Genomic DNA, 24,524 nt, shown 5'->3' with positions numbered 1-24,524 from the left:
GAGGATGAGCCAGGTTTGCTGACACGCGTTGGTTTATTCGGTCTTACGCCTGTAAGGGAACACATCAATCACTTTGCCGGTGTTTATCGCCTGCTGCAGGCTCTGCCAGTACTCGGCATCGTAAAGTTCGCCGTGCAACTTGCTGAACAAGCGCCGCTGCTGGATATCGGCAAACAGAAATGGCGGAAACTCCTCCGGAAACACATCCATCGGCGCCACCGAATACCAAGGCTCGCTGGCCATTTCATCTTCAGGGTAACGCGGCGGTGGAATGCGCCGGAAATTAACTTCGGTCAGAAAACAGATTTCATCGTAGTCATAGAACACGACACGGCCATGACGGGTAACGCCGAAGTTTTTCAGCAACATGTCGCCCGGAAATATATTCGCCGCCGCCAGCTGTTTTATCGCCAATCCGTAGTCCTCGAGCGCCGCCTTGACCTGCAACTCGCTGGCATTCTCGACATACAGATTGAGCGGCGTCATGCGCCGCTCGGTCCAACAGTGGCGCACCAGCACAGTATCGCCTTCAACTTCAACGGTTGAAGGTGCAACTTCCAATAGTTCGGCCAAGCACTGTTCATCAAACTTGGCTTTGGGGAAGCGGAAATCAGCAAATTCCTGGGTATCGGCCATGCGCCCTACCCGATCGACACTTTTAACCAACCGGTACTTTTCGATCACGGTCTGGCGCGACACGCTCTTGGTGTGCGAGAAACGGTCCTTGATGATCTTGAACACGGTGTTGAAGCCCGGCAGCGTGAATACGCTCATGACCATGCCGCGCACACCCGGCGCCATGATGAACTTGTCATCGGTCGAGGCCAGGTGATTGATCAGCGCGCGATAGAACTCTGATTTACCGTGCTTGTAAAAGCCGATAGAGGTGTAAAGCTCGGCAATGTGCTTGCCCGGCAAAATCCGTTTGAGAAAGCCGATGAACTCGGCCGGGATGGCGACATCCACCATGAAGTACGAGCGGGTGAACGAGAAGATGATCGACACATCGGCTTCGTCGGTAATCAGCGCGTCAATCTGGATGCCCTGGCCTTCACGGTGCAGCAACGGAATCGCCAACGGCCATTGCTCATCATGGGTGTAAATGCGCCCGATCAGGTACGCACCTTTATTGCGATACAGCACCGAGTAGAACAACTCGACGGTTAAGGCCGGGTCTTTGCACACCCAGTCCGGCAGGCTCTCGCGCAACTGGCCTTCAAGACGCGCCAAATCCCGTGGTAAATCTTCGAATGCCACCGAAAAACAGTAATCGTCGAAAATTGCCTGGAGCATCTCGCCGAGGCTGCCATCGAGCTGGTACACCCGCGTTTGCGCCACACGTTCCTGGCTGCGCAAGGCTGGCCGTGTGCTGTGAATGAACATGCAGCCATCGCTGATCTGGTCATGGCTGAACAGGCTGCAAAAGATCGAGTTGAACCATGTCTCGGACAACTCATCATCAAAGCGCAGATCAATCAGCTTGATGTAGGCACGCTTGACCAGCGGCCACTGCTCCACGTCGGTCAGTCCCTGCTGGAAATGCCGTTTAAGACGCTGGCTGCACTCGCTGACTTTATCTTCATACAGGTTGATCCGCGCCGCCGAGGCCTTTTGCGCGTCTTGCCAGAGCGCTTGCTCGAAGCGCGCGCGGGCACCGTCGGTGATCTGCCGGAAATGCTCACGATAATCATCAAAGCCGGTCAAAATCTGCGCGGCGATCTCGGTGGCTAGCGGTTGCTGCGACATGAAAAACCTCAGTGCGTGCAAGGCTGGGTGGCGGTGAACGTATCCAGTCAAACTAGCACGGGAAAGCCTCTGCATCGATTGCCAGTTGCCCGCACGCGGATTTAAAAGTCAGTTGTGTATTGCATTGGCTGCGGTGCGCAGCAACACTTCCCGCCTGCCACTGCCCGGAGCCTATTGTGCGCATTACCGACTTGCTCAGACTGCTATTGCTCGCCGCCATCTGGGGCGCCAGTTTCCTGTTAATGCGTATTGTTGCGCCGGTGCTGGGCAGTATGCCCACGGCCTTCTTCCGCGCCAGCCTGGGCGCACTTGGCTTGTTGGCGATTTTGCTGATCTTGCGCGTGCGCTGGGATTTTCGCGGCAAACTCAAGCAATGCCTGGTACTCGGCGTTATCAACGCCGGTCTGCCTTCGGCCATGTATTGCCTGGCCGCGTTGGTCTTGCCCGCCGGTTACTCATCCATCTTCAATGCGTTGACGCCATTGATGGGCGTGCTGATCGGTGCGATGTTTTTCTCCGAGGCACTCACGCCCAGCAAAACCACTGGCGTTGCGCTCGGGCTATTTGGTGTTTGGCTGCTTACGCAAACCGGCCCGGTCGCGGTAGACATGTACCTGTTGCTGGGCGCTGGTGCATGCCTGATTGCGACTATCTGCTACGGCTTTGCCGGGTTTCTCACGCGTAAATGGATCGGCCAGCAAGGCGGCCTGGACAATCGCCTGACTGCATTCAGCAGCTTGTGCGGTGCCAGCCTGTTTTTGCTGCCGCTGTTCTTCGGCTCGCTGGCCGTACAGCCGCCGGCCTCGTGGGGCGGCTTGCAGGAATGGCTGTCTCTGGCCGGGCTGGGCTTTGTCTGCACGGCATTCGCCTACGTGCTGTACTTTCGTCTGATAACCGACATCGGCCCGATCAAAGCCTCGACCACGACATTTCTGATTCCGGTTTTCGGGGTTTTCTGGGGCTGGCTGCTGCTCGACGAGCCGCTGTCGTGGGCTTACCTCTACGGCGGCGCAGTGATCGCGCTGGCCTTGTGGCTGGTGGTGCGCCCGACCGAAACAGTCCAGCTCAATAATGCCGCGCGCTGAAACGTAAAAAGCCGCAAACCCTCGCGGATTTGCGGCTTTATTGGCAGCGATTAAACGGTGATTACTGCACCAGTTCCTGCTCGCTGAACATGTCGCTGAACAGCATGCTCGACAAGTAGCGCTCGCCGGAGTCCGGCAGGATCACCACGATGGTCTTGCCCATCATGTTCGGCTCGTTGGCCAGCTTGATGGCTGCCGACATGGCCGCGCCGCAGGAGATGCCGCAGAGAATGCCCTCTTCGCGCATCAGTCGCAGGGCGATGTCCTTGGCGTCTTCATCGGTTACTTGCTCGACCCGGTCAACCACGCTCAAATCAAGGTTCTTCGGCACGAAACCTGCGCCAATGCCCTGAATCTTGTGCGGGCTGGGCTTCACCTCTTCACCGGCAAGGGTCTGGCTGATAACCGGCGAACTGACGGGTTCTACGGCCACTGAGATTATCGCCTTGCCTGCGGTATTTTTGATGTAGCGCGAGACACCGGTAATCGTGCCGCCAGTGCCAACGCCCGACACCAGTACGTCGATGGCGCCCTGGGTGTCGTTCCAGATTTCCGGCCCGGTGGTTTTCTCGTGAATCGCCGGGTTGGCCGGGTTCTCGAACTGCTGCGGCAAAAAGTATTGCGCTGGATCGGAGCCTGCAATCTCGCTGGCTTTTTCAATCGCGCCCTTCATGCCCTTGGCAGGCTCGGTGAGCACCAACTCCGCGCCCAGCGCCTTGAGCACTTTGCGCCGCTCAAGGCTCATCGACGCCGGCATGGTCAGCAGCAATTTATAACCACGCGCTGCGGCCACGAAGGCCAGGCCAATCCCGGTGTTTCCGGAAGTTGGTTCTACAATAGTCATACCCGGCTTGAGCACGCCACGCGCTTCAGCATCCCAGATCATGTTGGCACCAATGCGGCACTTTACTGAGTACGCCGGGTTGCGGCCCTCGATCTTGGCCAGAATGGTGACGCCTTTAGGGCCCAGACGATTGATCATCACCAGCGGCGTATTGCCGATGGCCTGGGCGTTGTCTGCATAGATACGGCTCATAACGAATTCCTTGTGCGTGCGTTGCCGGTTAGCCTGCAAGCGTATGACGCGTTGGGTTGGCAGTCCAGTGCGTCACAGACCATGATTAAAACTTATTGCCATAACCTTAGTCACATAACTATGAGAAAACGTTTCGCTATTCCGTCCGGGATTATCCTAACGCTGGTCATAGCACTGGTGGTGCTGCATATTGCCCTGCCGTCTCTGGTGCGTGACTACCTCAATAAACAGATGGCTGACATGGGCGACTACCGTGGCCATGTCACCGACGTAGACCTCGCGCTATGGCGTGGCGCCTACCGGATTAATGAGCTGAAGATCAACAAGGTCAACGGCAAGGTACCGGTGCCGTTACTCGACGCGCCGGCGATTGATTTATCGGTGAGCTGGAGCGCGCTCTGGCATGAGCATGCAATTGTCGCCAGCGTGGTGTTTGAACAACCCCGGCTGAACTTTGTTGACGGCGGCAATGCTGAAGCCTCGCAAACCGGTGAAGGCGTCGACTGGCGTGAGCAACTCAAAGCGTTACTGCCCATCACCCTTAACGAGGTGCGTGTGGAGCAAGGCACGCTGGCCTTCCGCAATTTCACCTCGAAACCCAATGTTGACCTCGAAGCCACTCAGGTCAACGCAACCTTGCTAAACCTGAGCAACACCCGCAACAGCAAGGAGTTGCTGCCCGCCAGTTTCCAGGCCACGGCAAACGTGCTCGGCGACGCACCGCTCGAGACCAGCGCCAAGCTCAACCCGCTGGGCAAACTCGATGACTTCGACTTGAAGCTGCGCATCACCGACATTCAACTCAAGCGGCTCAACGACTTCACCCGCACCTATGCCGAGTTTGACTTTGTAAAAGGTCACGGGGATTTCGTCATGGAAATTAAGGCGCGCAAAGGCAAGCTCGATGGCTACGCCAAACCATTGCTTCGGGATATGGAAATTTTCGACTGGAAGCAGGATGTTGAAGCCAAGGACAAAAATATTCTCACCGGCATTTGGGAAGCGTTGGTCGGCAGCGGTGGATGGCTGCTGAAAAACCACCAAAAAGATCAATTCGCCACACGCATCGAGCTGGCCGGCGACCTCAACGCCTACGACGTCAGCCAATGGCAGGCATTCAAGGCCATTCTGCGCAATGCCTTCGTTAAAGCCTTCAGCAATCGGTTTGACTCCACAAGCGAGTAAACCCGTGCCCGCCGAGGCGGGTACATTGCTGGCGTGACTCGCCATTCAGTGACTGAATGCCCCGTCTACGTTCACAGTCGACCGGCCTGCGCGGTATAGTAGTTTTTTACCTATTTGACCCGAGGTGCTTAGCCCGGGCGTTCGGTTCGAGGATTTATTGATGAAATTCGAAGGCACTCAGTCCTATGTCGCCACAGACGACCTTAAGCTGGCAGTAAACGCAGCGATCACTTTGCAGCGCCCGCTGCTGGTCAAAGGCGAACCCGGCACCGGCAAGACCATGCTCGCCGAGCAGTTGGCGGAGTCCTTTGGTGCCAAGCTGATTACCTGGCACATCAAATCGACCACTAAAGCCCATCAGGGCCTCTACGAATACGATGCGGTCAGCCGCCTGCGTGACTCACAGCTCGACTCGGACAAAGTTCACGATGTGCGCAACTACATCAAGAAAGGCAAGCTCTGGGAAGCGTTTGAGTCTGAAGAGCGAGTGATTCTGCTGATCGACGAGATCGACAAGGCCGACATCGAGTTCCCTAACGACCTGCTGCAAGAACTCGACAAGATGGAGTTCTACGTTTACGAGACCAACGAGACGATCAAGGCAGTTCAGCGACCGATCATCATCATTACCTCGAACAACGAGAAAGAGCTGCCGGACGCGTTCCTGCGCCGCTGCTTCTTCCACTACATCGCCTTCCCGGATCGCACGACCCTGCAAAAGATCGTTGATGTGCACTACCCCGACATCAAGAAAGATCTGGTTGCTGAAGCGCTGGATGTGTTCTTCGACGTGCGTAAAGTGCCAGGTCTGAAGAAGAAGCCCTCGACCTCAGAACTGGTCGACTGGTTGAAGCTGCTAATGGCCGACAACATTGGTGAAGCGGTTCTGCGCGAGCGCGATCCGACCAAGGCCATTCCGCCGTTGGCTGGGGCGCTGGTCAAGAACGAGCAAGACGTGCAACTGCTCGAACGCCTGGCCTTCATGAGCCGTCGCGGCTCTCGATAATTAGCGATTGTCGGGCATGCGGCGCTGGCGTTTGACGCAGTGTGCGCCTTCTCTGCTGTGAATGGCGCGCCACCAGCGCATTCCGACATGCCTGATTGACGCTCGCAAGCCCTGCCTTGCGCGATGAAAGAGCACGGCTGGCCTCATTGGCCGCGCTCTGCAACCAACGAATAACGAGGGTGCAGCCATGCTGCTCAACCTGTTCAATGAAATGCGTGCAGCTAAAGTGCCGGTCTCGGTGCGGGAGTTGCTCGACCTGATCAACGCGCTGAAGCACAACGTGGTGTTCGCCGACATGGACGAGTTTTATTACCTGTCGCGAACCATTCTGGTGAAAGACGAGCGCCATTTCGACAAGTTCGACCGCGCATTTGGCGCCTACTTCAACGGCCTGCAAAACCTTAATCAGCACATCGAGGCGCTAATCCCCGATGAGTGGCTGCGCAAGGAGTTTGAACGCTCGCTGTCTGAAGAAGAGCGCGCCAAGATCGAATCACTCGGCGGCCTCGACAAACTGATCGAAGAATTCAAAAAACGTCTCGAAGAGCAGAAAGAACGCCACGCCGGCGGCAACAAGTGGATCGGCACCGGCGGCACCAGCCCGTTCGGCTCGGGCGGTTTCAACCCGGAAGGCATTCGTGTCGGCGACGCGGGCAAGCGCCAGGGTAAAGCGGCCAAGGTCTGGGATCAGCGCGAGTACAAGAACCTCGATGATCAGGTCGAACTGGGCACACGCAACATCAAGGTCGCCCTGCGCCGCTTGCGTAAATTCGCCCGCCAAGGCGCCGAAGACGAACTCGATCTCGACGGCACCATCGACCACACCGCAAAAGACGGTGGCTTGCTCAACATCCAGATGCGCCCGGAGCGCCGCAACACGGTCAAACTGCTGATCCTGTTTGATATTGGCGGTTCGATGGATGCGCACGTAAAGGTCTGTGAAGAACTGTTCTCCGCCTGCAAGACCGAGTTCAAGCACATGGAGTATTATTACTTCCATAACTGCGTGTACGAATCGGTGTGGAAGAACAACCTGCGCCGCACCTCGGAACGCTTCTCCACCCAGGATTTACTGCATAAGTACGGCGCCGACTACAAGGTCGTGTTCGTCGGCGATGCAGCAATGGCGCCCTACGAAATCACTCAGGCGGGTGGCAGCGTGGAGCACTGGAACGAGGAAGCCGGACACGTGTGGATTCGCCGCTTCATGGACAAATACAAGAAGCTCATCTGGATCAACCCGTATCCGAAAGACACCTGGGGCTATACGGCTTCGACCAATATCGTCCGCGAACTGATCGAAGACCAGATGTACCCGCTGACATTGCAGGGTCTGGAAGACGGCATGAAGTTCTTGTCTAAATAAACCTTGATGGATTGCGCCGCAATGCGGCGCAATTCGCTCACGCCCGCCTTTGCTAACGCACAAATTCATTGTCCGGACATAAATCACCAAAACCGTCGTGGTGATACCGCATCAACTGATTCTCGCCCCCACTAGCCGCTCGTCTCCCGCCAGACTAAGCGACCTCCAGCACTCCTTCCCCGCCCCGCGCAGGCCGTTTCCTACAAACTTATTTCCTTTACCGGACGTCAATCGCTGTGCGACTTTGCGTGGACAAAACACTGTCCGCAAGCCGTAACGAACACGCCAGGCATCTGCAAATTTCATAGATATTTGCGCGAAAGGACTTCGCCAGGCAAAACGCCCCAAGGCTCGTTCAACGACATTGTTTGCGACGGCCAGCGCTACTTTTCACGGATGAAATGAGGTGGATAGATGATCCCTTCGGCGCGTAAGGGCGACAGCCACGTTTGCCCGCTTCCCGGGCATGGCACCACGGCCATAAATTCAGCCAGCGGCAACGTGGTAATCAACGGCATGGGGTCGGCGCGAGTCGGCGATGCCTGTGGGTGCGGAGCCGTGATCATCGCGGGCTTCCCGACGATCATGGTCAACGGTCGGCCAATGGCCTATTTGGGCAGCCCGACCAGCCACGGCGGCATGATCATCAGCGGTTCGGAAAATGTCGGCGGCGGTGTGATCATGGGGCCAATCGTCGACTTCCAGAAAATGGGGGCCATCGGCCCGGACGGCAGCGTGTCTGAGTCGATAATGGCCGACCTGATCAGCGACCCGAACCTGCTCGCCAAGGCGGTCGCTGCCGGAGCGCTGGTCGACCCGAACGCACCGACACCCAAAGCCTGCACCGACCCTGATCAGATGAACGAGCTGGCGACTTACATTGCCGGCGAAATGAACAAGAATATCCACGACCCGGCAGTGCTCGAAATGCAGGAGTTGAACAGCTACGACCCGCTGGCAAAACAGCGCGAGTACAGAGAACTGCCGCTGTATCTACAGCTCGGCCCAACGCCGAACTTCTTCGGCATCGCACTGGGCAAAAAGACCCGAGCGGCGGCGATCTGGATGGGCAAGGTCGGGCAGGATCAGGTGTGGGATCACAAGGCTGTGTTGCGCAGAATATTTGACGATGTGTGGCATAAACAGGGTGATTACGATTACTACTACGACATATGGTCCAACGTGCATTACGGTTACGTCGGCGTGATCGCCGGAGTGCCGGAAGCGGTGCTACTGGATGCGGCAGGTGTAGAGCAGGTTGGTTCGGACACTGTTCGGTGGCTGGGCGATACCACAGGCAAGATGGAGGGGCCGACAATTTCAGGGGACTTGAGCGAGGGCATGCGAGCATTCGATGATGTACCGGACAGAATCTCGGTTGGCATCGGCATGAAGTTGGCGCGGCTGTACCCCAAAGGCGGCGTGACCGGAGAAATGATCAAGGCCGAAGTGCTTGCGGTGCCTATCGAAGATTGGGGAGGCGGTGTACAAAAGCATGAGTGCAAGTAAACGCAAGTGGCGCATACGCTGGTGGATGTGGCTAGTGGTTGCATTTGTTTGTATGCGCTACGGATCGCTGGTGATGCCACGCGTCAGCGTCCACTACGCAGAAGATGCACCAAAAGAACTTCGATTCGTTTGGGAAGACAACAGACGAACATACGACAGTGCGATCTACCCTGGCGGCTATACCATCGAACTATTGGATATCGTCAGGGACGAGGATTACTACGTCGAGTTTATATGGTGGCAGCCTAATGGAGGGCGCACTCACTGTGTCAGCGTCACCCCAAAGTGGCCAAATACGGTTATCTACCTCGACAAGAATGCCGATATTGACTACAGCAAAGACACCGACGCTGACCGACTCCACAGATGCGCCTACATGTCAGCAGATATGTAGTCCACAGGGTTAAGTACTTACCCTTGCTTACACGGCCACACCAGGCTGAATTTGGCGCCGCCTAGTGCGTTGCTGTGATCGAGCAGCACCTCACCTTCATGCCAAATGGCAATGCGCCGCACGATCGACAGGCCCAGACCGTGGCCACCGGAGGCTCGGGTGCGGCTGTCATCGAGGCGCAGGAATGGGGTGAATATATGCTCCCAGGCCTCTTGCGGCACACCGGGCCCGTCATCGTCCACGTCGATCCGACAGTGTTTAAGACCAATGTGCAAACTTATGCGCACCTGCGTTTCGGCATGACGCATGGCGTTGCTCAACAGATTCTGCAGGGCACGGTGCAGATAGCGAAAATCTGCATCAACCTGCGTGCTCATTCCCGCCTCGGCCAACGACACCGGGCCTTGAGTAACCTGCACATCGGCGCGCAACGGCGCCAGCTCGCCGATTACCTGATCGATTAACGTGTCGAGCTCTACATCGACAAAATTCAGCGCCGGCGCGCCCTGCTCCAGCCGGGCGAAGGTGAGCATCTCGTCGACCAGTTTGTCGAGGTCCTGGATGTCATTGTCCATACCTTCCATGTACTTTTGCCGCGCCTGCTCACTGGGCGCGTCCTCGATCATTTCCAGACCAAAACGCAGGCGTGCGACCGGCGTACGCAATTCATGCGACACCGCCCGCACCATTTCGCGCTGAATGCCCAATGAGCGCTGCAAGTGCTCAGCCATGTCGTTAAATGCAACGGCGAGGCGGCCAATAGAGTCCGGGCCACGTGTCGGCACCCGCGCCTCCAGCCGGCCACTGGCGATCAACGTGGCGGCGCCTTCCAGTTCCCGCAGGCGTTGCTCCAGCGGACGGACCAGCAGGTAAACCATCAGGCCAATCATGCTCAGGCCCAGCGCACCGATCAGTACCAGCAACTCCGGCGGATAGGGATTCATCTGATACAGCGGGCCGATCTCCAATACCCACGGCGTGTCGACGATGCCGGAGAACACATGAATGGTGTCACCGCCCTGCCCCAATGCCATCACCGTGTCGCCTTCATCGACGCGGCGACGCTGGTCATCATCGAGATTGGCTTTGTCGAGCTTGACCAGACGCAATTCGAAGCCGAACTGCTTCGATTGCTTTAACTCGGCCAGACGCCGTGGCTGCTCATCCACCGGATAACGCACCAGTTCATCGATCAACAGGAACGCGGTGGCGCGCGCCAGCTGTTCGCTAACTTGCTGCACTTCGCCGGTGAGCAGCAACACGTTCTGCTCGCCAATCAGGCTATATATATGTGCCGCGTGCGGGCCGGTCATGCGCACCACAACCTGGCTGCGCAGTAAGCGCCCGCGCTCACCGCTGTTCAAACCAGCAGCGTCCACGGGCTCTACTTTAAGCGGCACGCCCAGAAGTCGTCCCCAGACAGCCACGGCGCGGCGGCGCTCAACATCGTCGAGGCCGGCCAGATTATCCGCCATCAGGCGGAACGTACCGCGCGCCAGGTCTTCGCGGTACTGGTCAGTGCGCACCTCGTTAACCATGTGCAGGGTCACCACGCCCAGCAGTGCCGCCAACACCAGAACGGCAAGCATGCCGCCGTAGATACGCAGGAAGATCGAGTTCATAGCAGCTCGACAGCCGCTTCGGCGACAAACAGGTAACCCTTGCCGCGCACGGTTTTAATGACTTGCGGTTGAACCGGGTCATCGCCGATGCGGGGGCGGATACGAGAGATGCGCACATCAATCGAACGGTCGAGGCCGTCATACTCGATGCCACGCAAGGCGGTGAAGATTTCTTCGCGGGACAGAATACGCCCGGCATTGGCAGCGAGCAGCCAGAGCAGATCGAACTCGGCACTGGTCAGATCGATCCGCTCCCCCGCGCGCGACGCTTCACGCCGCGAGGCATCTATCAATAGCGAGCCGAACTGCAAACGCCGCGCCGGGTTATCAGCCAGGGCCACTTGCGGCGCATCAAGCCGACGCAGCAGCGCATTGATCCGCGCCAGTAACACGCGCGGGCGCACCGGCTTGTACATGTAATCGTCTGCGCCCATGTCCAGACCCAGCACCTGGTCCTGGTCATCGGTACGCGCCGTCAACATCAGAATCGGCCCCGAATAGCCATCACGCACCGCTTGGCAAATTGTCAGACCATCGGCGCCCGGCAGCATCAAATCGAGTATGACCAGATCGGGCTGCTCGGTTAAAATACGCTGAGCGGCAAGCGCGCCATCCGACTCCACCGCAACGGCAAAGCCGTTACCCTGCAAATACTCGCGGGTCAGTTCGGCCAGCCGCTGATCGTCTTCAACGATCAGAATTTGCCAAGACGCTTGCTCCACCACGACCTCCAGGGCTTACGAAAACCATATCTTCGGCGTGCATTGTAACCACGCCGCACGGCTAATCCGTAGCACTGAAAAAGGCCTGGCGCCAAGAGCGCTGCCAGCACTGCAAAACACACACCATATGCAGGGCTTCTATGACTATATGTAGTGTTTTTGTGACTGACTGATAACGCCTAAAAAGTCACTAAAAAAAACCTCCGACGACTTCGACGAACGGCGAACTGACAACAATCCCAGCAACAACGCGGCTTGGCGATTGTTACCCCACGATAACCCACAGCTTTATCCACAGGCTGAGCGTTTTTATCAACTTGCCAACCCTCACCCATCGCACTATCTTGTATCCCCATCGCGTTAAACACCTACATATTGGGGTTTAACCTAAAAACAACCCAAACACATTTGCACAGTTTTAGTCCATATCCCGAACCGAAATTGTGCATAAAAAAGCATTACTGGCTGTTTGAGCACCACCTGTAGCAAGCGTAACCGGTAAGACGCCACTCGCGCGCACGGGCCATCCACAGGCTGTTGAGCACGAACAGGCAGAACACTACATGTAGTGGTGCCTGCGAAAAGCCGGCACTAGACTTAAGCAAGCTGTTAGAGGCGCTTTCGTCGCACCTCCAGATACCACCAGCAATATGCAATTGGCTCGGACTGTGTTCCGGGCGAGTGACGTTGTTAGAAATGGAATGAACGTTGGTACGTCGTAGCAATCAACCGCACAAGCGTCTAACTGAAATAATTATGAACACGGAGACATTCATGCACACCGACACTTCTCGCGAGAAATCGCAGGGCGCTGCACTGCAAAGCCCTGACGCCACTCAAGACCTGGCGGCAACCGCACCGGGCCAACTGCGTGTGATCAAGCGTAACGGTACCGTCGTGCCGTATACCGATGACAAGATCACCGTCGCCATCACCAAGGCGTTTCTCGCAGTAGAAGGCGGCACCGCTGCCGCTTCGTCGCGCATCCATGAAACCGTTGCCCGCCTGACTGAACAAGTCACGGCAACCTTCAAGCGTCGCATGCCTTCGGGCGGCACCATCCATATCGAAGAAATTCAGGATCAAGTCGAGCTGTCGCTGATGCGCGCAGGCGAGCAGAAAGTGGCCCGCGACTACGTGATCTACCGCGAATCGCGTTCGCAAGAGCGTAAGCGCGAAGGCACCGATATTGCCGAGCCTCACCCAAGCATCCGCGTCACCCACGCCGACGGCTCGGTTGCGCCGCTGGACATGGGTCGTCTGAACACCATCATCACCGAAGCCTGCGAAGGCCTGGCTGAAGTGGACGGCGCGCTGATCCAGAAAGAAACCCTGAAAAACCTTTACGACGGCGTTGCTCAGAGCGACGTCAATACCGCGCTGGTAATGACCGCGCGTACTCTGGTTGAGCGCGAGCCAAACTACACCTACGTAACGGCTCGCCTGCTGATGGACAACATTCGTGCTGAAGGCCTGACCTTCCTCGAAGTTGCAACCAGCGCGACTCACCACGAAATGGCTGACCTGTACGCCAAGGCCCTGCCGGCTTACATCGCCAAAGGTATTCAGTTCGACCTGCTGGATCCGAAGCTGCAAGACTTCGACCTGGAGAAACTCGGCAAAGCGATCAACCACGAGCGCGACGGCCAGTTCACCTACCTCGGCTTGCAGACACTGTACGACCGTTACTTCATTCACAAAGATGGCATTCGCTTCGAGCTGCCACAGGTGTTCTTCATGCGTGTGGCCATGGGCCTGGCGATTGAAGAGAAGCAGAAAGAAGACCGCGCGATCGAGTTCTACAACTTGCTGTCGTCGTTCGACTACATGAGTTCGACCCCTACGCTGTTCAACGCCGGCACCCTGCGTCCACAGCTGTCTTCGTGCTACCTGACCACCGTTCCGGATGACCTGTCGGGCATTTACCACGCGATCCACGACAACGCCATGCTGTCGAAATTCGCAGGCGGTCTGGGCAACGACTGGACCCCTGTTCGCTCGCTGGGCGCATACATCAAAGGCACCAACGGCAAATCTCAGGGCGTTGTACCTTTCCTGAAAGTGGTCAACGACACCGCCGTTGCCGTGAACCAGGGTGGCAAGCGTAAGGGTGCTGTGTGCGCCTACCTTGAAACCTGGCACATGGACATCGAAGAGTTCATCGAACTGCGCAAGAACACCGGTGATGACCGTCGCCGTACGCACGACATGAACACCGCCAACTGGATCCCTGACCTGTTCATGAAGCGTGTCTTCGATGACGGCAAGTGGACCCTGTTCTCGCCAAGCGAAGTGCCGGACCTGCACGATCTGACCGGTAAGGCCTTCGAAGAGCGCTACGAGTATTACGAAGCGCTGATCGAATACGGCAAGATCAAACTGCACAAAACCATTCAGGCCAAAGACCTGTGGCGCAAAATGCTCTCCATGCTGTTTGAAACCGGCCACCCATGGCTGACCTTCAAAGACCCATGCAACCTGCGCAGCCCGCAGCAGCATGTTGGCGTGGTCCACAGCTCGAACCTGTGCACCGAGATCACCTTGAACACCAACAAGGACGAGATCGCAGTTTGCAACCTGGGCTCGATCAACCTGCCGAACCACATCGTGGACGGCAAGCTGGACACTGCCAAGCTGGAAAAAACCGTCAACACCGCGGTACGCATGCTCGATAACGTTATCGACATCAACTACTACTCGGTGCCACAGGCGCGTAACTCCAACTTCAAGCACCGTCCGGTCGGTCTGGGCATCATGGGCTTCCAGGATGCGCTGTACATGCAGCACATTCCTTACGGCTCGGACGCTGCCATTGAGTTCGCCGACAAGTCGATGGAAGCGGTCAGCTACTACGCCATTCAAGCCTCGTGCGACCTGGCTGATGAGCGTGGCGCTTACGAGACTTTCGACGGTTCGTTGTGGTCCAAAGGCATTCTGCCGCTCGACTCGCAGCAAATCCTGATCGAGCAGCGCGGCCAGAAGTACATTGATGTTGACCTCAACGAAAGCCTCGACTGGGCACCGGTTCGCGCCCGTGTACAGAAAGGTATTCGTAACTCCAACATCATGGCCATCGCACCGACCGCCACCATCGCCAACATCACAGGCGTGTCGCAGTCGATCGAGCCGACTTATCAGAACCTGTACGTGAAATCGAACCTCTCCGGCGAGTTCACCGTGATCAACCCGTACCTGGTTCGCGACCTCAAAGCTCGCGGCCTGTGGGATTCGGTCATGATCAACGACCTGAAGTACTACGATGGTTCCGTGCAGCAGATCGAGCGCATCCCGCAAGAGCTGAAAGACCTTTACGCCACTGCGTTCGAAGTTGAAACCAAGTGGATTGTTGACGCTGCCAGCCGTCGCCAGAAGTGGATCGACCAGGCTCAGTCGCTGAACCTGTACATCGCCGGCGCATCAGGCAAGAAGCTCGACGTGACCTACCGCATGGCTTGGTACCGTGGCCTGAAAACCACTTACTACCTCCGTGCCCTGGCCGCGACCAGCACCGAGAAGTCGACTGTCAGCACCGGCAAGCTGAACGCCGTATCCAGCGGTGGTGGTGATGGTCTGAGCGCCGCTCCAGCCAAGGCGCCAGCAGTTGAGATGTCCGCCGGTCCGGCGCCAGTGCCTAAGGCCTGCGCGATCGACGAGCCAGACTGCGAAGCTTGTCAGTAAGCAGTAACAGATGACGCGCGATGCTGAGAGGCATCCGCGTTGTTGCCGACTGGCCCTGCCCCCTCACGTACAGATGTACGCTCAGGGTTCAGTGCCAGCCGGCGCCTAACGGCTACTCTCTCAGCAGCACGCTGCATTTGTAGTGATGCGGGTGAGATCAAGAACATGAAAGCATTTTGGTTTGAGTGCACTTGCAGATGCAGTTGAGTGATTCAAATCAAGGTGCTTTGTCAGACACAAGAGCACTCTGCTGGCGCTGCATTTCGCGGCAGCAGCGATACACGACGTGGAGCGCCTAGCGCTTTAAGCTTCGAGTCAGGGACTTGCGAGCGGAGTTCAGGCAAGGCAGACGCGGTTGAGCGGGTGGCGTACAAGAACCCGCGATTATCGCGTTCAACGCAGTCTGGGCTATGCGCAGCAGGCCCACGAAATTTATATCTTAAGGAGCCGACTATGTTGAGCTGGGACGAATTCGATAAGGAAGACGGCGCAGAAACTGCAGCCGCCAGCAGCAACGCTGCTGCCTCGATGGCAGACATGAACATCGACAAGCTGGATCAGGTTGGCGACGCTGCCGCCCAAGAAGCCCGCGCAGTCTCGGCTGACGACAGCGCTGCAATCGCGCGCGCCAAAGCTGCACTGGACGAGCTGGACGTGGCTGAAGGCCTGGCCGAACTGGAAGGTGCCTCGGCCCGCGTCGCGGTTGACGAGAAGCGCATGATCAACTGCCGCGCAGACTTGAACCAGCTCGTACCGTTCAAGTACGACTGGGCCTGGCAGAAGTATCTGGACGGTTGTGCAAACCACTGGATGCCACAAGAAGTCAACATGAACGCCGACATCGCGTTGTGGAAAAGCACCGACGGCCTGACCGACGACGAGCGCCGCATTGTCATGCGTAACCTCGGCTTCTTCTCCACCGCCGACTCGCTGGTTGCCAACAACCTGGTGCTGGCTGTGTACCGCCTGATCACCAATCCGGAATGCCGCCAGTACATCCTGCGTCAGGCGTTCGAAGAGGCGATCCACACCCACGCTTACCAGTACTGCATCGAATCGCTGGCTATGGATGAAGGCGAGATCTTCAACATGTACCACGAGATTCCTTCGGTCGCGAAGAAAGCGTCCTGGGGCTTGAAGTACACCCGTTCGATCTCCGACCCGACGTTTGATACCGGCACCGTCGAGACCGACAAAGAACTGCTGCGTAACTTGGTGGCTTACTACTGCGTACTGGAAGGCATCTTCTTCTACTGCGGCTTCACCCAGATCCTGTCGATGGGCCGCCGCAACAAGATGACCGGCGTTGCCGAGCAGTTCCAGTACATCCTGCGTGACGAGTCGATGCACCTGAACTTCGGTATCGACGTGATCAACCAGATCAAAATCGAAAACCCACACCTGTGGGATGCGCAGATGAAAGAAGAAGCCACGCAGATGATTCTGCAGGGCACTCAGCTTGAGATCGAATACGCACGTGACACCATGCCACGCGGCGTACTGGGCATGAACGCGGCAATGATGGAGGACTACCTCAAGTTCATCGCCAACCGTCGCCTGACCCAAATCGGCTTGAAAGAAGAGTACCCGGGCACCACCAACCCGTTCCCGTGGATGAGCGAGATCATGGACTTGAAGAAAGAGAAGAACTTCTTCGAAACCCGCGTGATCGAGTATCAAACAGGCGGCGCGCTGAGCTGGGATTAATCAGCTCACTCGCTGAAAGTTGAGAGCCCCGCCTGAGTGCGGGGCTTTTTGTTTCTGCTCGGCAGCTAACGCGTAAACCCAAGACAGGCAAACGTTGCAGCCTGGAGTTGGTGGATGAACACAGCTTCATCCACCCTGCTCTCTTGCGTCGTTAGCGTTTAACGCCCAGATCGGTTTGGGTCATGCGGCTGCGGACAGTAAATACGCCATCGCCGGAAAGGATGGCGCTGCGCGCGAACAGGCGGCCGTTTTCCCAGTTGGAAAGGCCCAGCTCCGGCTTGTTCAGCGCATACTGGCCGTCTACCCAGCGGGTGATGCCGTTGCCCACGAAAGGCGCATTCACCTGCTCGTAGAAATGCGCATGTGCCTGCGCACTTTCACTGATCAGCGACACGGTGAACTGCGGGCTGTAGCTATTGAACAAGCCAAAGCCATGGTCCAGATCATCGACGATTTTGAGGCTGACTTCCGGCGTTTCTTCCCATTCCCACTCGCGGCCCAACTGATTCTCAGGCAGCGGTTCAACTTGCTTCTCGGTGCGATAGCCTTCGGCGCGATAAACCTCGACGCTGGCGCTCAGCCAATCGGCCGGCAGATACGATTCGCTGCCTTCAACTACGTGCAGCTTGCAGGCCTGGCCTCGGGCCGCGCCGGCCTCTTGCAAGGCGGCAAGGAACAGCGGCACCAGCTGCGCCGCGCGGTCACGGTGAATCAGGCAAACATTCAGGGTGTTGCAGACTTTGCGGTCGAGCGAGTTGCGCACCACGCTGGAGAAGCGCTCAGCATCGGCGTCATGGTTGGCAATCAGCCAGGCGCCGCCTGTACCGTGCAGGCTGACATCCGTACCGGCCTGCTGGGCAATGCTGCCCAACTGACTGACCGCACGGCCCGAGCCACGGGCAACAGCCAGCGATAAACGCCGGTCAGCAAACATTGCCCAGCCCGCGGCGTGGTTGACGCTTTCGACCAGTGATACGGCGCCGACAGGTAACCCAGCTTCACTGAGCGCAGGATTAAGCGCATGGCTGACAATCGCTTGCGCCGTGCCCAAAGCGTCGCTGCCAATGCGTAGCACCGCGGTATTACCCGTGCGCAGAACACCGGCGGCATCGGCAAATACATTGGGGCGGCCTTCAAAAACGAAGGCGACAATGCCCAATGGCGCCATCACTTGTTCGACCTTCCAGCCGTCATGCTCAACACAACTCAAGACCTTGCCGCGTGTTGGCGCAGCGTCTCGCCATGCACGCAAGCCGGCGATCATGTCGCGGCGCATGGCCTCGTTTGCGAACAACCGGGTAGTTGAGCGGCCGCGCGCCTTGGCCTTTTCAATGTCAGCCAAATTGGCGGCTTCGATCAGTGCCCATGTCTCAGCGGATTCCAGACGCAGGGCAAACAGATCAAAGAATCGGCTGATGTCTGCATCTGAAACGGCCGACATGGCCTTGAAGGCCAACTGCGCCCGCTCAATCGCGACAGCTGCCGCTTGCTGGTCAGCCACGGGGATCAGCAGCAACTCGCCACTGGTTTGCTCCACCAACAGGTGGTCACCCGGCTGGAAACGAGCGGCCAATTCGGCACTGACCAAAGAAACACGATTACCGGCGTAAGGTATCGGTGTACCGGCGATGAGACGTTCGAGCGCGAGAGCCATGAAGCAATTTCACCATTCAATGAGCGGGCTCGTAATGTATAGGAATCACTTTATAGCGTCATCTGACCCGGCATTTCGTTCGGCTGCGTATGCCGCTCCCTCGTATGCCGGTAATAACTTGGCACTCTGTTAATTTGCGCGTTAAATTGTTGCACACACCTGCGTCACTCGAGGCCCTCATGAAAACCCCAGACTCCGACGTCGAACTGCACCTGGACAACCAGTTGTGCTTCGCCCTCTACTCCACCTCGCTGATGATGACCAAGGTCTACAAACCCTTGCTGCAGGAACTCGGCCTGACCTACCCGCAGTACCTGGCCATGATGGTGCTCTGGGAAGGCGATGGCATTACCGTCGGCGAACTCAGCACCCGGCTTATCACCGATCCGGGCTCGGTAACGCCATTGCTCAAGCGCCTGGAAGCAGAAGGATTGCTCGCCCGCACCCGCAGCAGAACTGACGAGCGTGTGGTCGAACTGCACCTCACGGAAAAGGGCCGTGCACTGCGCGAGAAGGCTAAAGCAGTTCCCGCGTGTATCGTGCGCGCCAGCCAGCAGACGGTGGAACAGTTGCAGTCGCTCAAACAAGATTTGATCGTGCTGCGCAAAAGCCTGCAAGACGCTCTCTGAGCCCAGCAGCTGCGCCCTGCGGCTGCATTCCCCTGCCTGACATTGCCCACGCAAACGCCCACATCGCCTGTGTGCCGGGCGGAACCACTGCGTATCGCGCAGCAGCGACTATCATTCAAATGCTTGGCCAGTGCACGCTCGAAGAGCAGGGTTCTGCTCACCCGTGACAACCTGAAATAGCCAAAGCACATGGCTTTATAGCCGAATACTCTAAAATATATATTGCGCGCTAAATAATTGAGCGCTAATGTTTGTCCATCGAATTTGATTAGCGCGCAAGAATCTGGCTCGCAACAAATCGAATGCTGCCGATGAATCCAACCCTGGCGGTTAATCATTGGATAGCACAGAACCATTTCAGTTCGGCACCCCCGAACACACGTGAAGAGGAATACTGCTATGTCGATCGAAACCATTGCTTATCGCGCTTACGCCGAAGCCACAGGTGGCCGTGACGGCCGTGCCATCTCTTCCGATGGTGTGCTTGATGTTGCCCTGACCACGCCAAAAGAACTCGGTGGCGCGGGCGGCCAAGGCACCAACCCGGAGCAACTGTTCGCTGCCGGTTACTCCGCTTGCTTCATTGGCGCCATGAAGTTCGTCGCCGCCCGCGATAAGCTGGCGATTCCAGCGGATGCCTCAATCGAAGGCGTGGTGGGTATCGGCGCCATTCCTGACGGTTTCGGCATTGAAGTTGAATTGCGCATCAGCCTCCCGGGCGTGGACCGTGAGCAAGCGCAACTGCTCATCGACAGGGCGCACATCGTTTGCCCTTACTCAAACGCCACGCGCGGCAATATCGACGTCACCCTGACGTTGGTCGATTAATCAAAGCGTAAGTGGCCGGTGTGCTTACTCAAAGCACTCCGGCCACATTTACATTCAGCGCTGAGCGCTGCTTTACAACGCCACTTCGACGATAGCGGAGCCCTTCATAAACACCTGATGGCCCCGTTATATTCTCTCGACTCTATATCGCGTCGGATCGACCTGCCGGGGTCAGACAGGCGCTGAGCATTTCCAGCGTCGCACTGACTTTTGGCAGTTTCTCGCGGCTTTTCAGCCACACCAGATTGAGCGGCAGGCCATCAGTAGCCAACTGCGGCAGCACTTCAACCAGAGACCCTTGTTCAAGGTGATGCCTGACCAGCCAGGTTGGCAGTTGCGCGACACCGTGCCCGGCCAATACCGCCATCACCTGGCCTTCTCCATCGCCGACAGCAATCCGTGCCGGGAGCACCCGTTGTTCCATTTCACCAGGCTGGGCTCCGGCAAAATACCAAGGCCTCAGCAAACCATCGGTCGCACCGTAGCTGATGCATTGATGCTGCTCCAAGTCGCGGTCACTCTGCGGTTCGCCGTACTTGCGCAGATACGCAGGAGCGGCGCAGAAAATCAGCCTTTGCATGCCGAGAAATCGTCGACCCAGCGCGGCCGGCCACGTATCTGCGCCGCCAATGCGCACAACAATATCAATGCCCTCCTCGACCAGATCGACGAATCGATCGGAGAACGATATATGCGGATTCAACAGCGGGTGATCTTCAACAAACTGCAGAATCGCCGGTAGCGCATGCAGGCGACCATATGAGGCAGGCAAATCGATGCGCACTTTGCCGCGAGGCTCTTCGGCCTCGGCATGCAAAGCCAGCTCGGCCTCTTCCAGATTGGCCAGCACGCCTGCGCAGGTGCGATAAAACTCGACACCGGCGTCGGTTAGCGACAAGCGCCGCGTGGTTCTGTTGAACAGCCGAACCCGCAGGCGGCTCTCCAGCCGGGCAATGCCTTTACTGACCGCAGAACTGGTCAGGTTCAAGCGCTCGGCAGCAGCCGTGAAGCTGCCGACATCGGCCACACAAACAAACACATCAATGCCTTTGAGCCGTTCAGACGAATACATCGCCGCCTCATTTGAGAATTAAATTCATAACAATTAATAAATTTAAGCCTGAATCAGCATTAAATTCTCTAATAAGCTGGCTCAAATTCTTCTTTGAGTAAAGGTTTATGCAAACCTCGACGCTGACGCCGAGCGCAATCACGCCAGACACCTCACGCACAGGCTTACAGATTCTGATCATGGCGGTGGCCGCGTTTGTCATCGTCACCACAGAGTTCCTGATTGTCGGCCTGCTGCCTGCGCTCGCGCGTGACCTGAACATTTCCGTCGCGCTGGCAGGCCAGGTGGTCACGCTGTTTGCCTTCACCGTCATGCTGTTCGGACCCGTGCTAACCGCCAAGCTGGCGCAGGTTAATCGCAAGCACCTGTTCACCGGTATTCTGCTGATTTTTGCGGGTTCCAACGTGCTGGCCGCGCTCGCCAGCAATTTCTGGGTATTGGCGCTGGCACGGTTTATCCCGGCGCTGTTTCTACCGGTTTTCTGGGGCACGGCCAGCGAAACAGCCGGGCAATTGGCCGGGCCGAGCAAGGCTGGTAAAGCAGTCGCCAGGGTTTATCTGGGCATCTCCGCAGCGCTGGTGTTCGGCGTGCCGCTGGGCACCCTTGCGGCAGATTCAGTGGGCTGGCGCGGCAGTTTCTGGATTCTGGCGGCGCTGTGCTTGCTGATTGGCTTGCTCATGCACCTGTGCATGCCAACGCTGCCCTCATCGCCCAAACGCGCAGCAGGCGACAAGCAAACGGCGATTCTCAGGGAGCCGCGCTTTCTCGCCCACGTACTGCTCTCGGTCGTGGCCTTTACTGCGATGTTCACGGCCTACACCTATCTGGCCGATACATTGGAAAGCCTCGCGGGCATCCCGACCAGTCAAGTTGGCTGGTGGTTAATGGGCTTCGGCGCTATCGGCATGATTGGCAACCAGATTGGCGGCAACATGGTCGATAAAAGCCCGCTCGGTGCAATGCTGCTGTTCCTGCTGATTCTTGGCGCGGGCATGCTCGCTGCTGTGCCATTGGCCGCAAATCCCATTGGCCTGGTGATCGCGCTTATCGCCTGGGGCATTGCCTACACCGCCCTGTTTCCAGTATGTCAGGTGCGCGTCATGCAAGCAGGCGCCAAGGCTCAGGCGCTGGCGGCGACGATGAATATCTCGGCCGCGAACGCCGGGATTGGCTTGGGCGCAATTTTTGGCGGCTTGGGTATCCGCCATTTTGGCTTGGCGTCGCTGGGCATTATTGCCACCGGCATTGCCGCCCTCGGCGTGATCATTGCATTGCTGATGCTGCGCCGCCAGTAACCGCTCTAACACGCAACGGTGAGCGAATCGCCCACCGTTGCGCTGACTCTTCATCCGCGAGGTCGGCGCACTACCCGCACCTTGCCGCTGTTTCCTCCGCCGCAGAAGAACAGCTCGCCGCCATCCGACTCAAGCCCGGAAACACCAACGCCCTCAGGCATGACAACTCGCTGCAAAACTTCGCCCGACCGCGGATCGACCTGGCGTAGCTCGCTTTCATCACCCTCCCAGGTCCCGTGCCACAGCTGGCCATCGACCCAACTCACGCCGGTGACGAAGCGATTGGAGTCGATGCTGCGAATCAATTTACCGGTTTCGGGATCAATCTGATGGATCTTGCGTTCGCGGTACTGGCCCACCCAAAGCGAACCCTCTGCCCACGCCAATCCCGAATCCTCACCGCCTCCCGGCGCGGCAATACTGGCCAGCACCGCGCCGGTTTGCGGGTCGAGTTTGTAGATCTGTGTTTCCGCTATTTGATACAAATAGCGCCCGTCGAACGCCGTACCCGCATGAGCCGCAATATCCAGCGAGCGGAGGATGACACCGCTTTGCGGGTCGAGCGCATTGAGTTTGGCACCGGTCGCGACCCACACATGCGTGCCGTCGTAACTCACACCGTTGACGTGATCGACGCCGGGAAAATCGGAAAACTCACGAACAATTTCAGCACTGGAACGTTTCATCGCTTAAACCTCATCAGTGATTGAGAAGTCCAGATTAATCAGTTGCCAATGAGACCGGGAGTAACAAGGTCGTCGCGAAACGCGGCACCGGTGAGGTGATCCAGCGACGCGCTCTGCCGTTGCCGATTGGCTTGATCAGCCCGGACGTCTCCAATGCATCCAGTGCCCGCTGCACACTGCGCTGGCTGATGCCCAATGCCATGGCCAAGGCCGAGCTGGACCAAGCTTGCGCATCACTGAGCAATGCCAGTATGGCGCCGTTTTTGTCAGTGACAGGTCGCGCCAGCACCGCGATTTCGTCAGCACGCGGCTGCAGAACAAAACCGTTAGCAGTCGACTTGATCGCGGCCGTATCGCCTAACAAACCGCGGAGCCGGCCAATCTCTACGCGCAGTCTGGCGCGGTGGGTTTCATCACTGAAGGCGCCGCGAAACGCGCGCTCATAAAGCGCTGCCCGGGCAATATCCGCAGGCCAGGCCTCAGCCAGAGCATACGCCAGCGCGAACAATACGGGCCGGGTAGCCAGCGACACCCGTGTTCGCGAGTCGCTGATCGCATAGCAACAGGCATCAACCACCAGCGCCGAAGAGGCGTGCAGCGCTTCTACCTCATCAAGCAACAGCGGCTGCGCCTGTCCGCCTTTTATCAGCCGGGCAACTGGTTGATTGATCACCCGCAAGGTGTTTTCCACCTCGCTCACCAGTGCCGCAATAGCCGATTGCCGCGCAGAATGCAGCGCCCGATCGAGTGCGTCGCGCGCGGGCTGCGCCTGTAAGCGACGCATGGCAATGCCCGCAACAACCAACTCACAGGCTGCTTTCAGGGCCGCTGACAAACGCCTGCCATCAAGGTTGGCCAGCGCCTGCTGCGCCTCATCCAACCGGCCGAGCAATAGCCAGCGTCTGGCTTGCAGATAATACGTGTGCGCCGCATTTTCAAAATCAGCATGAGCCTCCAGAGTGGCCCGCGCGCTCAGCAATGCCTGAGTCGGCCAATTCAGATCTCTGTCGGCAAGGGCGACTTCGGCCTCAGCCACTGCGCAGCGTGCACGAGCCATTGTCTCCCGGGTCGAAAACGTCTGGCGGGCTTTGCGCAGCAGTATTTTCGCCCGCGCCAAATCACCCAGCTGCGCCATGGCAATGCCGCGCAACGCCAGTGCCGGCGCATCATCACGCAAGGCAACCCGATTCAGCGCACCTAACGCATCGCCCGCCGCCAGTGCCTGCGCCGCCGCTGTAATCAGTGAATCCATTGCTTCGCACCACGCCCGCAATCGTTTCGCCAGAGCCTTAGCAGAAAAACTC

Annotated in this window: 19 protein-coding genes; 11 read left to right on the top strand and 8 right to left on the bottom strand. The window is 57.7% G+C overall.

Annotated features, from left to right (window positions below):
• Positions 1-33: 33 nt before the first annotated feature.
• Positions 34-1,746: a bifunctional isocitrate dehydrogenase kinase/phosphatase gene (gene aceK / locus PMYSY11_RS08710; protein ID WP_150548914.1), complete on the bottom strand. Its 1,713-nt coding sequence runs from the start codon at positions 1,744-1,746 to the stop codon at positions 34-36.
• 176 nt (positions 1,747-1,922) lie between these two features.
• Here aceK and PMYSY11_RS08705 point away from each other — a divergent pair, with 176 nt between their 5' ends.
• Positions 1,923-2,831, top strand: coding sequence for a DMT family transporter (locus tag PMYSY11_RS08705; protein ID WP_150548913.1), 909 nt, complete (start codon positions 1,923-1,925; stop codon positions 2,829-2,831).
• A 61-nt stretch (positions 2,832-2,892) separates the two neighbouring features.
• On the opposite strand, the gene cysK is transcribed toward PMYSY11_RS08705, so the two are convergent.
• Positions 2,893-3,867: a cysteine synthase A gene (cysK, locus tag PMYSY11_RS08700; protein WP_090510518.1), complete on the bottom strand. Its 975-nt coding sequence runs from the start codon at positions 3,865-3,867 to the stop codon at positions 2,893-2,895.
• Positions 3,868-3,987: 120 nt separating this feature from the next.
• Here cysK and PMYSY11_RS08695 point away from each other — a divergent pair, with 120 nt between their 5' ends.
• The 5 genes from PMYSY11_RS08695 to PMYSY11_RS08675 all read left to right on the top strand — a co-directional run bounded on the left by PMYSY11_RS08695 (position 3,988) and on the right by PMYSY11_RS08675 (position 9,327).
• Positions 3,988-5,052: a DUF748 domain-containing protein gene (locus PMYSY11_RS08695; protein WP_069901829.1), complete on the top strand. Its 1,065-nt coding sequence runs from the start codon at positions 3,988-3,990 to the stop codon at positions 5,050-5,052.
• Positions 5,053-5,212: 160 nt separating this feature from the next.
• Entirely contained in the window at positions 5,213-6,058 is an 846-nt protein-coding gene (locus PMYSY11_RS08690; protein WP_069901828.1) for an AAA family ATPase, read from the top strand.
• A 187-nt stretch (positions 6,059-6,245) separates the two neighbouring features.
• Positions 6,246-7,424, top strand: a complete 1,179-nt coding sequence (locus tag PMYSY11_RS08685) for a vWA domain-containing protein (RefSeq protein ID WP_150548912.1) — start codon at positions 6,246-6,248, stop codon at positions 7,422-7,424.
• Positions 7,425-7,838: 414 nt separating this feature from the next.
• Positions 7,839-8,933, top strand: a complete 1,095-nt coding sequence (locus PMYSY11_RS08680; protein WP_150548911.1) for a polymorphic toxin type 44 domain-containing protein — start codon at positions 7,839-7,841, stop codon at positions 8,931-8,933.
• Complete coding sequence (locus PMYSY11_RS08675; RefSeq protein WP_239655556.1) at positions 8,920-9,327, top strand: hypothetical protein; 408 nt, start codon at positions 8,920-8,922, stop codon at positions 9,325-9,327. The genes PMYSY11_RS08680 and PMYSY11_RS08675 overlap by 14 nt, the downstream gene beginning before the upstream one ends.
• Positions 9,328-9,344: 17 nt before the next feature.
• On the opposite strand, the gene PMYSY11_RS08670 is transcribed toward PMYSY11_RS08675, so the two are convergent.
• Together PMYSY11_RS08670 and PMYSY11_RS08665 are read right to left on the bottom strand one after the other, a co-directional pair.
• A complete protein-coding gene (locus PMYSY11_RS08670) occupies positions 9,345-10,949 on the bottom strand; it encodes an ATP-binding protein (protein WP_150548910.1) in 1,605 nt (534 codons plus the stop codon).
• Positions 10,946-11,671 carry a response regulator gene (locus PMYSY11_RS08665; protein ID WP_069901824.1) on the bottom strand — a complete coding sequence of 242 codons (726 nt, stop codon included), beginning with the start codon at positions 11,669-11,671 and terminating at the stop codon, positions 10,946-10,948. The genes PMYSY11_RS08670 and PMYSY11_RS08665 overlap by 4 nt, the downstream gene beginning before the upstream one ends.
• A 774-nt stretch (positions 11,672-12,445) precedes the next feature.
• Here PMYSY11_RS08665 and PMYSY11_RS08660 point away from each other — a divergent pair.
• Both PMYSY11_RS08660 and PMYSY11_RS08655 read left to right on the top strand, forming a co-directional pair.
• Entirely contained in the window at positions 12,446-15,349 is a 2,904-nt protein-coding gene (locus tag PMYSY11_RS08660) for a ribonucleoside-diphosphate reductase subunit alpha (protein WP_069901823.1), read from the top strand.
• A gap of 453 nt (positions 15,350-15,802) precedes the next feature.
• Positions 15,803-17,056 (top strand): ribonucleotide-diphosphate reductase subunit beta, encoded by a 1,254-nt coding sequence (locus tag PMYSY11_RS08655; RefSeq protein WP_069901822.1) that lies wholly within the window; start codon positions 15,803-15,805, stop codon positions 17,054-17,056.
• A 151-nt stretch (positions 17,057-17,207) separates the two neighbouring features.
• Here the strand turns inward: PMYSY11_RS08655 and PMYSY11_RS08650 are convergent, their stop codons facing one another.
• Positions 17,208-18,710 (bottom strand): aldehyde dehydrogenase family protein, encoded by a 1,503-nt coding sequence (locus PMYSY11_RS08650; RefSeq protein ID WP_150548909.1) that lies wholly within the window; start codon positions 18,708-18,710, stop codon positions 17,208-17,210.
• 179 nt (positions 18,711-18,889) lie between these two features.
• On the opposite strand from PMYSY11_RS08650, the gene PMYSY11_RS08645 reads away from it, so the two are divergent.
• Positions 18,890-19,339 carry a MarR family winged helix-turn-helix transcriptional regulator gene (locus PMYSY11_RS08645; protein WP_069901819.1) on the top strand — a complete coding sequence of 150 codons (450 nt, stop codon included), beginning with the start codon at positions 18,890-18,892 and terminating at the stop codon, positions 19,337-19,339.
• A 399-nt stretch (positions 19,340-19,738) separates the two neighbouring features.
• A complete protein-coding gene (locus PMYSY11_RS08640) occupies positions 19,739-20,167 on the top strand; it encodes an organic hydroperoxide resistance protein (protein ID WP_069901818.1) in 429 nt (142 codons plus the stop codon).
• A gap of 142 nt (positions 20,168-20,309) precedes the next feature.
• On the opposite strand, the gene PMYSY11_RS08635 is transcribed toward PMYSY11_RS08640, so the two are convergent.
• The gene (locus tag PMYSY11_RS08635) at positions 20,310-21,239 is read right to left on the bottom strand and encodes a LysR family transcriptional regulator (RefSeq protein ID WP_150548908.1); all 930 of its coding nucleotides are present in this window, start codon (positions 21,237-21,239) and stop codon (positions 20,310-20,312) included.
• Positions 21,240-21,346: 107 nt separating this feature from the next.
• Here PMYSY11_RS08635 and PMYSY11_RS08630 point away from each other — a divergent pair, with 107 nt between their 5' ends.
• Positions 21,347-22,534: an MFS transporter gene (locus PMYSY11_RS08630; protein ID WP_150548907.1), complete on the top strand. Its 1,188-nt coding sequence runs from the start codon at positions 21,347-21,349 to the stop codon at positions 22,532-22,534.
• 50 nt (positions 22,535-22,584) lie between these two features.
• Here the strand turns inward: PMYSY11_RS08630 and PMYSY11_RS08625 are convergent, their stop codons facing one another.
• Both PMYSY11_RS08625 and PMYSY11_RS08620 read right to left on the bottom strand, forming a co-directional pair.
• Positions 22,585-23,220: an NHL repeat-containing protein gene (locus tag PMYSY11_RS08625; RefSeq protein WP_150548906.1), complete on the bottom strand. Its 636-nt coding sequence runs from the start codon at positions 23,218-23,220 to the stop codon at positions 22,585-22,587.
• Between the two features lie 34 nt (positions 23,221-23,254).
• Entirely contained in the window at positions 23,255-24,472 is a 1,218-nt protein-coding gene (locus PMYSY11_RS08620) for a Fic family protein (protein WP_150548905.1), read from the bottom strand.
• Between the last annotated feature and the right edge of the window lie 52 nt (positions 24,473-24,524).

It is taken from the genome of Pseudomonas marincola (genome assembly GCF_900682675.2).
GTDB classification, from domain to species: domain Bacteria; phylum Pseudomonadota; class Gammaproteobacteria; order Pseudomonadales; family Pseudomonadaceae; genus Aquipseudomonas; species Aquipseudomonas marincola.
The sequence above is the reverse complement of the archived record's forward strand: the minus strand, read 5'-3'. Positions and strand labels throughout refer to the sequence as shown.